The 14,868-nt window shown below is 72.6% G+C and carries 8 protein-coding genes; 6 read left to right on the top strand and 2 right to left on the bottom strand.

Annotation, left to right across the window (positions count from 1 at the left end):
• Nucleotides 1-39 precede the first annotated feature (39 nt).
• The 5 genes from AB0A69_RS16410 to glmM all read left to right on the top strand — a co-directional run bounded on the left by AB0A69_RS16410 (nucleotide 40) and on the right by glmM (nucleotide 5,049).
• Complete coding sequence (locus AB0A69_RS16410) at nucleotides 40-1,002, top strand: quinone oxidoreductase (protein WP_361421332.1); 963 nt, start codon at nucleotides 40-42, stop codon at nucleotides 1,000-1,002.
• A 62-nt stretch (nucleotides 1,003-1,064) separates the two neighbouring features.
• The gene (locus AB0A69_RS16405) at nucleotides 1,065-2,333 is read left to right on the top strand and encodes an ATP-grasp domain-containing protein (RefSeq protein ID WP_361421330.1); all 1,269 of its coding nucleotides are present in this window, start codon (nucleotides 1,065-1,067) and stop codon (nucleotides 2,331-2,333) included.
• Between the two features lie 238 nt (nucleotides 2,334-2,571).
• Complete coding sequence (rplM, locus tag AB0A69_RS16400) at nucleotides 2,572-3,015, top strand: 50S ribosomal protein L13 (protein WP_031076703.1); 444 nt, start codon at nucleotides 2,572-2,574, stop codon at nucleotides 3,013-3,015.
• A gap of 44 nt (nucleotides 3,016-3,059) precedes the next feature.
• A complete protein-coding gene (gene rpsI / locus AB0A69_RS16395) occupies nucleotides 3,060-3,578 on the top strand; it encodes a 30S ribosomal protein S9 (protein ID WP_031076704.1) in 519 nt (172 codons plus the stop codon).
• 112 nt (nucleotides 3,579-3,690) lie between these two features.
• Entirely contained in the window at nucleotides 3,691-5,049 is a 1,359-nt protein-coding gene (gene glmM, locus AB0A69_RS16390) for a phosphoglucosamine mutase (RefSeq protein WP_361421327.1), read from the top strand.
• 64 nt (nucleotides 5,050-5,113) lie between these two features.
• Here the strand turns inward: glmM and AB0A69_RS16385 are convergent, their stop codons facing one another.
• Both AB0A69_RS16385 and coaA read right to left on the bottom strand, forming a co-directional pair.
• Nucleotides 5,114-6,061, bottom strand: a complete 948-nt coding sequence (locus tag AB0A69_RS16385) for a DUF389 domain-containing protein (protein WP_361421324.1) — start codon at nucleotides 6,059-6,061, stop codon at nucleotides 5,114-5,116.
• A gap of 15 nt (nucleotides 6,062-6,076) precedes the next feature.
• Entirely contained in the window at nucleotides 6,077-7,087 is a 1,011-nt protein-coding gene (gene coaA / locus AB0A69_RS16380; protein WP_361421321.1) for a type I pantothenate kinase, read from the bottom strand.
• Nucleotides 7,088-7,436: 349 nt separating this feature from the next.
• On the opposite strand from coaA, the gene AB0A69_RS16375 reads away from it, so the two are divergent.
• On the top strand, nucleotides 7,437-14,819 hold the full coding sequence (locus AB0A69_RS16375) for a hypothetical protein (RefSeq protein WP_361421318.1): 7,383 nt from the start codon (nucleotides 7,437-7,439) through the stop codon (nucleotides 14,817-14,819).
• Nucleotides 14,820-14,868: the final 49 nt, after the last annotated feature.

Raw genomic sequence — 14,868 nt, 5'->3', positions numbered from 1 at the left:
CACCCGGCAGCCACAGCACGACCTGGAGTGGGTAAGAGCATGCAGTCCATCATCGTGACCAGCCCCGGCGGACCCTCCGCACTCACCCTCACGGAGAGCGAGGTGCCCGTGCCGGGCAGGGGCGAGGTGCTGGTCCGCAACACCGCGGCCGGCGTCAACTTCATCGACGTCTACTACCGCAACGGCAGCTATCCCGCCGAGCCCCCCTTCACCCCGGGCCAGGAGGGCGCCGGCGTGGTCACGGCCGTCGGCGAGGGCGTCACCGCCTTCGCGGAGGGCGCCCGTGTCGCCTACGCCTCCCAGCTGGGCGCGTACGCCGAGTACAGCGTGGTGCACCAGGACAAGCTCGTCCCCGTACCGGACGGCGTCGACCTGACCGCGGCGGCCGCCGTGATGCTCCAGGGGCTGGCGGCGCACTACCTCACCCACGAGACCCACCCGGTGGCCGAGGGCGACACGGTGGTGGTGCTGGCGGCGGCCGGCGGGCTCGGGCGCTTCCTCGTCCAGCTGGCGGCGGCCCGCGGGGCGACGGTGATCGCGGTGACCTCCACCCCCGAGAAGGAGAAGGCCGCGCGCGCCGCCGGCGCGCACCACGTCCTCGGGTACGACGGCTTCGACACCGCCGTACGGGAGCTGACCGGTGGCCGGGGCGCCCGCGTCGTGTACGACTCGGTCGGCGCGGCGACGTACCGCACCAGCCTGGGCGCCCTCGGCCGGCGGGGGCTGCTCGCGCTGTGCGGCCTGTCCAGCGGCCCCGTACCGCCCTTCGACATCGAGCTGCTGCGCGGCGCCGGCTCGGCGTTCCTCACCCGTCCCACCATGAAGGACCACGTGTACGACGCCGCGACCCTGCGCGCCGCGGCCGCCGCCGTCTTCGGTCACCTCGCGGACGGTGTCCTCACGCCGCACCTCCACGCGACGCTGCCGCTGCGGGAGGCCGCCGAGGCGCACCGGCTCCTGGAGAGCCGGGCGACCACCGGAAAGCTGCTGCTCGCGCTCTGAACCGACCTTCCACCGACCGTTCCGTAACCGTGTCCGTACGCATCACCACTCCGGGAGCACAGATGGCCGAGCCGGCCTCCCCCCAGCTTCTCTTCGTCGGCGGCGCCGGGAACGCCACCCTCGCCGTCGACGTCGTCGAGACGGCGATACGCCAGGCCCGCAAGCGCGGACTGCGCGTCCACGTCACCAACCAGGAAGCCACCCTGGCCGCCACCCCGGCGATCACGGCCCTCGCCGACGCCGCGACGGCCGTCGACTTCGAGGTGCCCGGCGCGACCGCGGCCTGGGTGCGCGAGCGGGCCGCGGCCGGCGACCGCTTCGACGTCGTCTTCGGCGTACGGGAGATGGCCCAGGAGGCGGTCGCCGAGGCCGCGGACGCGCTCGGCCGGCCGGGCAACCCGCCGCACGCCGTGCACCGGGTGCGTACCAAGGACGAGGCGCGCGCCGCCCTGTCCGAGGCAGGCTTCCTCCAGCCGCGCTTCCGGGTCTGCGCGGACGAGGCCGAGGCCCGGGCGTTCCTCGACGGCTCCACCGGGCCGTGGGTGGTCAAGCCGCGCGACGCCATGGGCAGCGAGGGCGTCACCCGGATCGAGGGGCCGGAGGACCTGGCCGCGGCGCTGGACTTCCTGCCGGGCGGCCCGGAGGGCGGGGGCTCCTTCATCGTCGAGGAGTTCGTGGAAGGGCCCGAGTACAGCGCGGAGGGCGTCTTCGTGGACGGGGTGCCGCGCGTCCTGGCCCTCACCTCGAAGGAGCTGCTGCCGCCGCCGAACTTCTTCGAGATCGAGTACGTCATCCCGGCGATCCTCCCCGAGGACACCGCCGGGGAGATCGAGCGCCAGGTCGTCGCCGCCCTCACCGCGCTGGAGCTGCGTTACGGGCAGTTCCACGTGGAGCTGTGGTGGACCGAGCGCGGCGTCGTCCTCGGCGAGATCCACGTACGCAACGCGGGCGGCTGGATCCACCGCATGCTGGCGCACGTCATCCCGGGCCTGGAGTGGTTCGGTCTGGTGTTCGACGACGTCCTCGGCAACCCCGTCGACCCCGCGGCCCTGAAGCCGGTGCGCGGCTCCGCGATCCGCTTCCTCACTCCGCCGCCCGGCCGGCTGGTGGCGGTCGAGGGCTGGGACGAGGTGCTGGCCCACCCGAACCTGATCCACGCGGAGCTGGCCCTCGCCCCGGGCGACGTCATCGCGGAGCACCGCTCGGTCGGCAACCGCGTCGGCCACATCGCGGTCGGCGCGGACACCTCGGAGGAGGCGCAGGCCCTGGCCCGGAAGCTGGAGGCGTCCGTACGCTTCATTACGGAGCCGGCGGAGGCTGCGGCTCCGTAAGGGGGGAGCGGCCCGGCGGTGGGGGGCGGTTTTGACCCCGGCGGGGGCGCACGAGTATTCTTCTGGTTCGTTATGCGTATTGGCTTCGTCGTTCTCACGCGAAGGGGCCCTACGCAGGTTCCCTGGAGCAGTTACCAGTGGCTCGCATACGGGCGGTGTCCCGGCAGTGTGGGCCCCAGCTGCATGATCGCTTCAGGTGTGTCTGGACTCCATCCACTGAAGAAGCGAAGGCTACGAAGTGCGTACGTACAGCCCCAAGCCCGGCGATGTCACTCGCCAGTGGCACATCATCGACGCGCAGGACGTTGTCCTGGGGCGTCTGGCGACGACGGCTGCGAACCTCCTGCGAGGCAAGCACAAGCCCGTCTACGCGCCGCACATGGACATGGGCGACTTCGTCATCATCATCAATGCTGACAAGGTCCACCTGTCCGGCAACAAGAAGACCCAGAAGATGGCCTACCGCCACTCCGGCTACCCGGGTGGTCTGCGCTCCGTCCGCTACGACGAGCTGCTGGACAAGAACCCCGAGAAGGCCGTCGAGAAGGCCATCAAGGGCATGATCCCCAAGAACTCCCTCGGCCGTCAGATGCTCTCGAAGCTGAAGGTCTACGCGGGCGAGAACCACCCGCACGCTGCTCAGCAGCCGGTCCCGTTCGAGATCACCCAGGTCGCGCAGTAGTTCCGGCCACACCCCCTAAGAACGAAAGAAATCTGAGGAGCATCGTGGCCGAGACCACTGTTGAGAACCCCATCGAGGGCGAGGAGACCTACGCGGAGGTCACCACCTTCGAGTCCGAGGTCCCCGTCGAGGGTGAGTACACCTCCGAGTCCCTCGCGTCCCGCTTCGGCGAGCCGCAGCCGGCCGCTGGCCTGGGCCGTCGCAAGAACGCCATCGCCCGCGTCCGGATCGTCCCGGGCACCGGCAAGTGGAAGATCAACGGTCGCACCCTCGAGGACTACTTCCCGAACAAGGTGCACCAGCAGGAAGTCAACGAGCCCTTCAAGGTGCTCGAGCTCGACAACCGCTACGACGTCATCGCCCGCATCTCGGGTGGCGGCGTCTCCGGCCAGGCCGGCGCCCTGCGCCTCGGCGTGGCCCGCGCGCTGAACGAGGCGGACGTGGACAACAACCGCGGCCCGCTGAAGAAGGCCGGCTTCCTGAGCCGCGACGACCGTGCCGTCGAGCGCAAGAAGGCCGGTCTGAAGAAGGCCCGTAAGGCCCCGCAGTACAGCAAGCGCTAATCACGCCTGCTCGGTCTGCTCATTCGTACGCCCCGGCGGCACCTTTCCGTGCTGCCGGGGCGTACGTCTTTACGCTTCACCTTGCTTTTTCGGAGTAACTCGGAGGACAGCTGTGGGACGACTCTTCGGCACGGACGGTGTGCGCGGTGTCGCCAACGCGGACCTGACGGCGGAGCTCGCGCTCGGCCTGTCGGTCGCGGCGGCGCACGTGCTCGCCGAAGCGGGGACGTTTGAAGGACACCGGCCGACCGCCGTGGTCGGTCGGGACCCGCGTGCGTCGGGAGAGTTCCTGGAGGCGGCCGTGGTGGCCGGCCTCGCCAGCGCGGGCGTGGACGTCATGCGCGTGGGCGTGCTGCCGACCCCGGCCGTCGCGTACCTCACCGGCGCGCTCGGCGCCGACCTCGGCGTGATGCTCTCCGCGAGCCACAACGCCATGCCGGACAACGGCATCAAGTTCTTCGCGCGCGGCGGCCACAAGCTGGCCGACGAGCTGGAGGACCGCATCGAGGCCGTGTACGACCAGCACCGCACCGGTGAGCCGTGGGACCGGCCGACCGGCGCGGGCGTCGGCCGCGTCGCCGACTACGCGGAGGGCTTCGACCAGTACGTCGCCCACCTGCTGTCCGTCCTGCCCAACCGCCTCGACGGGCTCAAGATCGTCCTCGACGAGGCGCACGGCGCCGCGTCCGGCGTCTCGCCGGCGGCGTTCACGCAGGCCGGTGCCGAGGTCATCACCATCGGCGCCACGCCGGACGGCCTCAACATCAACGACGGCTGCGGCTCCACGCACCTCGACCTGCTGAAGGCCGCCGTCGTCGAGCACGGCGCCGACCTCGGCATCGCGCACGACGGCGACGCCGACCGCTGCCTGGCCGTGGACCACACCGGCGCCGAGGTCGACGGCGACCAGATCCTCGCCGTACTGGCGCTCGCCATGCGCGAGGCCGGAACGCTGCGCGGCGACGCCGTCGTCGCCACCGTCATGTCGAACCTGGGCTTCAAGCTCGCCATGGAGCGCGAGGGCCTGCAGCTGGTCCAGACGGCCGTCGGCGACCGCTACGTCCTGGAGTCGATGAAGGAGCACGGGTACGCGCTCGGCGGCGAGCAGTCCGGGCACGTCATCGTCCTGGACCACGCGACCACCGGCGACGGCACCCTGACCGGCCTGCTGCTCGCGGCGCGCGTCGCCGCCACCGGGCGGTCGCTGGCCGAGCTGGCCGGCGTCATGGAGCGCCTGCCGCAGGTCCTGATCAACGTGAAGGACGTCGACAAGACGCGCGTGAAGACCTCCGCCGAGCTGGGCTCCGCCGTCGCCGAGGCCGAGCGCGCCCTGGGCTCCACCGGGCGCGTCCTGCTGCGCCCCTCGGGCACCGAGCCGCTGGTGCGCGTGATGGTCGAGGCCGCCGACATCGAGCAGGCCCGGACGGTCGCGGGGCAGCTGGCGGACGTGGTGAAGTCCGCGCTGGGATGACCGGCTGGATGTGACGAAGGGGGGCGCCCGTCGGGTGCCCCCCTTCGCCGTACCCGGGACCGGCTCACACGGTCTGCCTGCTCGCCCGCCGCTCGCGCTGCCGTGCCCAGAAGAACTTCTGCGCCAGCAGCGTCAGTGTCCCGGCGAGCAGGATCGCCAGCAGGTTCAGCAGCAGCTGCTCGACCGAGCCCTTCGTCTGGGCGAGGTCGCCGTAGCCGAGCGCCACCGCCGCGTTCGCCGCCGCCGGGACGGTGGTGACGGAGATGGCCACGCCCACCAGGGCGCCGGACTTGGCCGAGGTGAGCGACAGGGTGCCGGCGGCGCCCGCGAGCAGGCCCACGACGAACGAGAACCAGTCGGGCGCGTAGATGAAGCCGGTGTTGGGCCGATGGCCGTGCAGCTTGGGCTCGGTGAACAGGCCCACTGCGTCCATCGCGAGGCTGAACGCCACCGTCAGCGCCATGGCCACGGCGAACCCCGCCACCAGGGCCACCAGGGCCCGCACCGCCAGCTTCGGGCGGCGCCGCACCAGCGCCGTACAGAGACCGGCCAGCGGCCCGAACTCCGGGCCGACGGCCATCGCGCCCACGATGAGGATGGCGTTGTCCAGGACCACGCCGCAGGCCGCGATCATGGTGGCGAGGGTCAGGAACGCCACGTACGTGACCGAGAGCGTCGACTCCTCGTGCGTCGCGTCCGACAGCTGGTCCCACAGCACCGCGTCCGAGCCCTCGCCCGGGGCGTCCTCCTGCGCCTTCTCCGCCCGCTTCGACAGCGACAGGTCGACGTTCTCGACGGCGATCGAGCCCGACGCGTCGAGGCCCAGCGCGCACAGGTCGTTGATCAGCTCGTCCGCGGCCTCGCGCGCCACGTCGCACAGGACCAGGTCGCCCGCCGGGTCGCGGGCCGCGCCGGGGATGACGACGAGGTGGGTCGTACCGACCGTCTTCTCGATGGTGCGGACGGCGTCGTCCGTACGGTCGGGGGGGACGATCAGGCGTAGGTGCAGCACGGGTCCGCGTCCCTTTCAGAGCTTGCGGAGGGAGAGCCGCTGGACCTTGTGGTCCGGGCCCTTGCGTACGACGAGGGTGGCACGGCCGCGCGTCGGCGCCACGTTCTCCAGCAGGTTCGGCTTGTTGATGGTCCGCCAGGTCGTCCGGGCGTACGCGAGCGCCTCCTCCTCCGTCACCTGCGTGTACTTGCGGAAGTACGAGGACGGGCTCTGGAACGCCGTCTCGCGCAGCTTGCGGAAACGATTCAGGTACCAGGCCTCGATGTCCTCGGTGCGCGCGTCGACGTACACCGAGAAGTCGAAGTAGTCGGCGAGGGCGACGCGGGTGCGGCCGTCCTTGCCCGGCAGGGCGGGCTGGAGGACGTTGAGGCCCTCGACGATGAGGATGTCGGGGCGGCGGACCGTCAGCCGCTCGCCGGGCACGATGTCGTAGATGAGGTGCGAGTAGACGGGCGCGGTCACCTCGTCCTTGCCCGCCTTGATGTCGGCGACGAAGCGGGTCAGCGCGCGCCGGTCGTACGACTCGGGGAAGCCCTTCCGCGACACCAGGCCCCGCTCCTTGAGCTCCTTCATCGGCAGCAGGAACCCGTCGGTGGTGACCAGCTCGACGCGCGGGTGCTCGGGCCAGCGGGCGAGCAGCGCCTGGAGGAGGCGGGCGACGGTCGACTTGCCGACGGCGACGGAGCCAGCGACGCCTATGACGAAGGGGGTGCCGCGCTGGGAGCCGCGCTCACCGGCGTCGCCGAGGAAGGTGTTGAGCGCGCCGCGCAGGTTGGCCGTGGCGCCGACGTAGAGGTTGAGCAGCCGCGAGAGCGGCAGGTAGATGTCGCGCACCTCGTCGAGGTCGATGACGTCCCCCAGGCCCCGCAGCCGCTCGACCTCCTCGGCGGTCAGCGGCAGCGGGGTCTTGTCCCGCAGGGCGCTCCACTCCTCACGGGTGAGGTCGACGTACGGCGTGGCCTCCGCGCGGCGCTGCGCGGAGGCGCTCCGGGGCGCGGTGGCACTTCGGGACGGCGAGGTGATCACCTCGCCATTGTCGGGGCTGGAGGGCCGCTGAGGGGCGGCTGCGGGGGGTGGGGTCGGTCACGCGCGGGGGAGGTCCGGCATCGCCAGGGTGGGCGCCGTGGGGTGCCTTACGCCGGGTAACAACATGATCAAGAGGCGGTTCCGTTTGTCCGTCGCTAGGACTCCGTGCGCACTTGGTGGAGATTATGTGACCTTCATTTGCGGGGCGCGTTGTGACATGGTCGCGACGTAAGCGGCAGTGCCGACTCGTGGGAGGGGCGAGCACACCGGCACTGCGCTGTGTCGGGGTGGGCCTGCTGTCATGCCCATGGCTGGGCTGCCGGACGATCGCGAGATTGCAGGGCAGACCATGTCACTGTTCCGAGACGTCGGCAGACGCCGGCGTCGCCTCCGGTCCACACTGACCGGGGCCATCAGCGCGACGGCGCTGACGACCGCGTCCGCGGTCCTGCTGGGACTGATCCAGGCCGTGCCCGCCGCGGCCGAGACGGTGCCCGAGGAGGACACGGGGTACGAGCGCAACACCATCGGCCAGCAGCGGCGGCTCGACCGCTGTCTGGCCGGAGTCGCGCTGCACGTCGGCGGCCCCCAGATGAAGGCCAAGGCCATCGAGGGCCTGACCGGCACCGACCAGCAGCTCCGCGACGTCGTCGGGAACATCGGCTGGATCGGCTACGGCCCCCTCGGTCAGGCCAAGGACGCCGACGAGGAGGCGGGCAGCGCCTACATCGACGCGGCCACGGCCCGCACCAACGGCCTCAACGCCGCCAACAAGCCCTATGTCGAGTCGGCCTGGGCCGACGACGGCATGGAGTGGCACGCGCCGGAGTTCGGCGAAGACGTCGGCCACTTCACCAGCGTCACGCAGAGGGAACTCGCCTGGCGCCTCGGCTGGGACGGCCACAGCAACCCCAGCCCCGAGGCCGTCGCCCGCGCCAAGGCGATCGCCGAGGAGAACCGCGGCAAGGACGACTGGCACGACGCCGCCGCGCACTCCATGCTGATGGACAGCGAGATCAACAACACCCGCTACTCGGGCGGGACGACCTCCAGCGACATCGCGTCCTACCTGCGGCGCGGCGGCTTCGCGGTCGAGGCGCCGGCCAAGGACTCCGCCGCGTACCGCGTCGAGGTCGAGGACCTGAAGCAGGCCTGGGCGGCCTGCGACTACCAGAACCCGGTCGACCCGCGGCGCAAGCTCAACGAGCCGGTCATGGCCGCGATGGTCGAGTGGGAGCTGGAGTACGCCGGACAGGCCGCCCAGCGCGCCACGATCATCCAGGCGGAGGCCGACGCCTACGCCGCGACGCGGGCCGCCGCCGACAACATGGTCGAGGCCATCGGCCAGGCCTGGCTCGTCGAGCAGATCCTGACCTGGCAGAAGCACTGGCAGGACCACCTCGCCCAGGATCCCGACACCATCTTCGAGAAGCCCGACCAGGCGATGTACGACCAGGCCGCGGCCGACCTCGCCCGCTACCGCGCCAACGTGGCGGACCTGGTCACCTCGGCGAAGGGGCACGCCGCCTCGGCCGCCACCGCGGCCCAGAAGGCCGCGACCGCCCAGCAGGAAGCCTGGGCCGTCGCCGACACCACCCACGTGCCGCGCGGCCGCGGTCTGATGTACGCGCAGCAGTCGGTCCAGGTCGCCCGCGCCTCCAGCGCCGCCGCGGCGGCCGCGGCCAAGGCGACCGAGACCGCGCTCGGTGCCGCCAACGCGACCATCGCCGACGCGGACGCGCTGCTCGCCAAGGCTCAGACCCAGTCGCACGCGATCAGCACGGAGTTCCGCCGCGTCGCCGCGGAGGAGGCCGCCGCCCAGGCGAAGGCCGCCGCCGACAGCGCCGAGGCCAACGCCACGGCCGCCGCCGCGAGCGCGACCACGGCCAAGAACGCGCAGACCACGGCCGAGCAGAAGCGCGACAAGGCCAAGACCGCCGCCGCCACCGCCGCTGCCGAGCACGCCAAGGCCCAGGCGGAGCAGGCCACCGCCGTCGCCTCCCGGGCCAAGGCCGCCGCCGAGCGTGCCAAGGCCCAGGAAGCCGAGCAGCGGGCCGCCACTCAGCAGACGGCGGCCAAGGGTGCCGACACGGCCGCGAAGACCGCGACCACGGACGCGACGGCCAAGCGCAAGGTCGCCGACGAGAAGGCGAAGGCCGCGCAGACCGCGCGCGAGAAGGCGATCGCCGCCCTCCAGACGCGGCAGGCCACAGCGGCCCGCGCCGCCGCCCTCGAAGCCGCGGCCGCCGCCGCCGAGGGCACCGCCGCCGCCGCCGAGACCCGCGCGGCGGCCACCACCGCCCGTACGGCCGCGAACCAGGCCGCCGAGGCCGCGACCGCCGCCCAGACCGCCGCGGACGAGGCCACCACGGCCGCCGTCGCCGCCCGCGCCGCCGCCACCACGGCGGAGGGCGCCGCCAAGCGCGCCGAGGCCAACGCGAGTAGCGCGTGGTCGGCGTACCACACCTCCCTCAGCGCCGCCTCCGCCGCGCACGCCTCCGCGGCCACCGCCCTGGACGCGTCGCAGGACGCCGCGACCCGCGCGGACCTCGCCGCCACGGCATCGGCGAACGCCACCGAGCTCGCCAAGAAGGCCCAGCAGGAGGCCGTCGCCGCCGGGACCGGGGCCGCGGAGGCGGTGAAGTCGGCCGCGACCGTGGTCGGCCGCGCCTACGCCGCCGGCCAGGCCGCGCTCGCCGCCCGCGACAGCGCCAAGGAGGCGGTCGCCGCCGCCGGTGAGGCCGTCGTCGTCGGCAGCGCGTACCAGGAGAAGGACAGCGCCGCCGCGTTCGCCGTGCTCGTCGGCCAGTCGTCGAAGACGATCGCCGAACAGCAGGCCGCCGCCGCCGAGGCCAAGGCCGTCGAGGCGGCCGCCGCCGCCGAGGCCGCGCAGCAGGCCGCCGCCCAGGCCACCGGCGACGCCAAGCTCGCCGCCGAGGCCGCCGCCCGCGCCGCCGCGGAATCGGTCCGCGCCGTCGAGGCCGTGACCCGCGCCCAGGCGTCCGCGGCCGAGGCCGCCGGCGCCCAGCAGGGCGCCAAGGCCGCCGCCGACACCGCCGCGGACCACGCCCAGCAGGCCGGGAACAACGCCGCCAGCGCCCGCCTCGTAGCGGACGAGACGAACAGCGTCGCCCTCGAGGCGGACCGCGAGGCCACCGACGCCGAGCGGCACGCCGCGGAGGCCAACGGGAAGGCCGGCCGGGCCGGCGAAGCGGCCAAGGACGCGGCAGGCAAGGCGTCCACGGCCGAACAGGAGGCCAAGACCGCCGAGACGAGCGCGGGCAACGCGGAGGGGCACAGCACCGCCGCCGAGGAGGCCGCGAAGAAGGCCGAGCAGGAGCAGCGCGAGAAGAACGAGGCCGCGCACAAGACGGCGCTCGCCGAGGGCACCACGCCCATCAAGGGCGGCGCGAACAACTGGCCGGTGCTGGGTGAGCGCGAGGAGAAGATCCTCCTCGACGCCTGCGGCCAGGCCTGCGTCGACGACTACCGCAACGGCATCGCCGCCGTCTCCGTGAACGTCGTCGAGTGGGCCGGTGCCAACGGCGGGCAGATCCTCTTCGAGCAGCTCGACCCCGCCAAGGTCAAGCAGTGCCTGGCCGCGTCGGACGTCGAGGAGTGCCTCTGGGCGCTCGTCGACATCCCGTCGTCCGCCGTGATCGTGGGCCGTATGCCCGCGCTCGCCCAGGCGATCGAGAAGGTCTCCACCGGCATGCGGCAGATCTTCGTCGACGCCGACAACGCCCTGCGCCGGCTCAACGAGCTGACCGCCGTCATCCGTGACGTCCGCAGCACCCCGCGCCTGGAGCGCTGCGTCGCGGGTGTCGCCCTGCACGCGGGCGGCGCGAAGATGAAGGCCAAGGCCATCGAGGGCCTGGGCGGCACCAACGACCAGCTGCACGCCGTCGTCGGCGACATGGGCTGGATCGGGTTCATGCCCCTGGGGCAGGCCAGCGATCAGGACCGGGAGGCGGGTTACGCCTACGTGGACGCCGTCGCGGCACGCAAGGCCCTCCTGGAGGACGCCAACCGCCCGTACGCGATGAGCTCGTTCGACGACGGGATCACGCTGCACGCACCGGAGTTCGGCGCCGACATCCTCGGCTTCACCCTCTCCACGCAGGCGAAGCTGGCCTCCCGCCTCGGCTGGGACGCCCACACCAACGCCAGCCCGGAGGCGATCGCCAAGGCCCGCCAGATCACCGAGCAGAACCGGGGCAAGGACGCCTGGCACGATTTCGCGGCGGACTCCATGCTGCGGGACTGGAACCTGAACCAGACCCGCTTCGCCGGCGGCACCACCTCCGCGGACATCGCCACCTATCTGCGGCACGGCGGCTTCCCCGCCGGGAAGGTCGCTGAGGGCTCGGCGGCGTTCCGCATCGAGGTCGAGAACCTCAAGCAGGCCTGGGCCTCCTGCAACCACCAGGACCCGGTCGACCCGCGCAACGCCCTGAGCGAGGCCGTCTCCCAGGCCTCGGCCGAATGGGAGGCGGAGTACGCCGGTCAGGCCGCCCCGCGCGCGGTCATCATGCAGGCGGAGGCCGACGCCGCCGCCGCGACCCGCTCCGCCGCCGACACGATGGTCGAGGCCATCGGACAGGCGTGGCTCGCCGACCAGATCCTGCGCTGGCAGAAGTACTGGCACGACCAGCTCAAGAACGACCCGGACAGCATCTTCAAGCCGAAGCAGGCCCTCTTCGACCGGGCCAATACGGACCTGGCGAAGGCCCGAGGCAAGGTCCAGGCCCTGCTCACCACCGCCAAGTCGCAGGCCGGTCTGGCCAACGCCGCCGCCCAGCGCGCGGTCACGGCCCAGCAGGAGGCCTGGGCCATCGCGGACGCGGCCAGCGTGCCGCGCGGCCGTGGCCTGATGTACGCCCAGCAGTCGGTCCAGGTCGCCCGAGCTTCGGGCGCGGCCGCCACGGCCGCCGCGAAGGCGACCGAGACGGCGCTGAACGCGACGAACGCCACGGTCGCGACGTCCCAGACCCTGCTGGCCCTGGCACAGACCCAGGCGCACGCGCTGAACACCGAGTTCCGCCGGATCGCCGCCCAGGAGGCCGCCGCCCAGGCGAAGGCCGCAGCGGACAGCGCCGACGCGTACGCGGCCTCGGCGGCGGCGAACGCCGCGACGGCCAAGAAGGCCAAGGAGACCGCCCTCGCCGAAGAGGAGCAGGCCCGGCAGGCCGCGGCCGACGCCCAGGCGTCCCGTGCCGTCGCCGAGCTGGAGCGCGCCAACGCGGCGGCCTACCGGGCCACCGCGGAGAGCGAGCGGGACAAGGCCAAGGTCCACGAGGCCGACGCGGTCGCCCAGGGCCGGATCGCCGGTGACGCCCGCCTCTCGGCCGAGGCGGCGGGGGCCACGGCGGCAGCCCGCAGGGGCGACGCCGAGCAGGCGGAACGCGATGCGGTCGCCGCCCGCGACAAGGCCTTGGAGGCCGAGCAGCGGCGGGACTCGTTGAACGCGAAGGCGGCGGCCCTGGAGGCCCACGCCGCCGCCGTCGACGGTACGGACGCGGCCGAGGCCGCCCGGGCCGCGGCGACCGAGGCCCGTGCCGCCGCCAACACGGCGACCACGGCGGCAACCAACGCCCGTAAGGCTGCCAACGCGGCCACGACCGCGGCCACCAACGCCCGCACGGCGGCCACCCAGGCCCAGGGCTCCGCTGCCCGCGCCAGGGCGGCGGCCGACGACACCTGGGCGTCCTACCTGGTAGCGGCCGGTTCCGCCGCCGCGGCGCACGCCGCCGCGGCCGAGGCCATCGACGCCTCCCAGGCGGCCGCGGCCGACGCCAAGGGCGCCAAGGAGCAGTCGGAGAAGGCTTCCGCGGCAGCCAAGGTCGCCAAGACGGAGGCCGCTGCGGCGCGCACCGAGGCACTGCAGACCGCGTCCTGGGCGGCCATCACGGCCGGCCGTGCCTACGCGGCCGTCCAGGCCTCACTCGCGGCACGCGACTCCGCGGCAGCGGTGATCAAGCCGGCCAACGAGGCGATCGCGCTCGGTGGCCCGTACCAGGAGACCGACAGCTCCGCCGCGTTCGCGGTGCTGACCGGCCAGCAATCCCTGACGATCTCGCAGCAGCAGGCGGCGGTGGCCACCGCCACCGCGAGCATGGCGGAGGCCTTCTCCGCCGAGGCGAAGGCGCTGGCCGAGCAGGCCGCCGCGGACATGAAGCTCGCGGCGCAGGCCTCCGCGGCGGCGGCAGCCGACGCGGTCCGGGCCGCCAAGGCGTACCAGCGCGCCCAGACCTCGGCCACCCAGGCCGCGGCGGACGCCCAGGCCGCCCAGGCCTCGGCCAACCGGGCCGACGGTTACGCACAGTCGGCGGGCGAGGACGCGGTGAAGGCGTCGTGGGCGGCGAGCGACGCCGAACAGGACGCCATCGCGGCCGACAACGCGGCCACCGAGGCGGAGAAGGACGCGGCCAGCGCCCGCGCGGCGGCCACCAAGGCCGAGGAGGACGCGGCCAGTGCCCGCGCCACCGCCACCCAGGCGGAGTCCGACGCGACGGCGGCGGAACAGGCCGCCGCGGGTGCGTGGGACGCGGCGAACGAGGCCCAGCAGGCCGCGGACCGTACGGAGACGGCCGGCAACAACCAGCAGATCTCGGAGGGTGTCACCACCGGGATCGGCGGGGTGTGGGCGGTCCTCGACCACATCGAGTACATCGGCGAGCCGAAGAACGTCGTCAAGGACAACTGCAACCCGATCATCCACGTCGGCGACTGCACGATCACGGCCGACATCACCTACAAGTCGCACGTCGACCTGTTCATGTGCCTGGCCGCGTCGGAGACCTACACGGGTGGCTGCCCGGACGCGGACACCGTCTACCTCGGCCCGGAGGTGGCGGAGGCCAGGACCGAGCGGCTGAGCTACACGCTCACGATGCTCGAGTTCAACTCGGGCATCGACCCCATCGACGTCCTGCTCGGCGACTTCATCGGCTGTGCCCAGAAGATCACGCCGGGCGGCGCGTCCGGCAGCTGGGGCGACTGCGCCTGGGCCGCGGGCTGGTTCGTCGCCGGTGCGCTCTTTAAGTCGGCGAAGGCCGCGGTGACGGCGATGGACGCCGCCCTCAAGACGGGTGTCGGCTTCACCGACGCCTGGCTGGCGCTGCGTTCCATCGGTCTGACCGAGGCTGCCGTGCAGGGCATGGTCAGCCGCATCGTCAGGAAGCTCGACGATGCGTGCGAGAGCGTCGACAAGGTTGACAACGCGACCTTCAGGGTCGCTGCCTACTCCACCACAAGCTCCGGTTCCGGTGGCGGCACCGGTCCCGGTTGCTGGGTGGGCGGGCTCAACGGACCCGGGTTCTGGGCTGCGGAGAACGAAGGCATGGTGGCCGCTGCCGCTGCCTATCAGCAGCGGGTGACGGGCGGTGTGCCGGAAGGCTTCGTCTACAAGCTGAAGATGAAGTACCCCGTCGCCGGCCGGAAGGGCGAGTACGTCAAGCTTGACGGTTACCAGAACGGCAAGCTGATCGACGCCAAGTATTGGAGCGACAGTGGCGTCATCGATCCCGCGACCGGAAAGTTCAAGTTCTTCGTCACGGCCCCCATCACCGAGGCGAAGGCACAGGTCGCGGGGGCCAAGTCTGCGGTCGATGACACTTACACGCCGATCGTCTATTACGTGAGTTCCCCGGAGGCGGCGACGGCATTCCGTCACATGGTCGCGGATACTCCCGAACTCGCAGGGAAGATCGACGTGATTTACATGCCGTAGCATGGCGAACCAGTGAGGCCTTCCCTGGGAAGCCTGCTTTCTGGGGAAG

Origin of the sequence: Streptomyces sp. NPDC045431 (assembly GCF_040646655.1) — a bacterium.
Lineage (GTDB): Bacteria > Actinomycetota > Actinomycetes > Streptomycetales > Streptomycetaceae > Streptomyces.
Note: the sequence above shows the minus strand (reverse complement) of the source record. Positions and strands in the feature narration are given on the sequence as shown.

What these genes read in the sequence shown, in the direction of transcription:
- AB0A69_RS16410 (WP_361421332.1), top strand. Translation starts at nt 40, where the DNA reads ATGCAGTCCATCATCGTGACCAGCCCCGGCGGACCCTCCGCACTCACC.
- AB0A69_RS16405 (WP_361421330.1), top strand. Translation starts at nt 1,065, where the DNA reads ATGGCCGAGCCGGCCTCCCCCCAGCTTCTCTTCGTCGGCGGCGCCGGG.
- AB0A69_RS16375 (WP_361421318.1), top strand. Translation starts at nt 7,437, where the DNA reads ATGTCACTGTTCCGAGACGTCGGCAGACGCCGGCGTCGCCTCCGGTCC.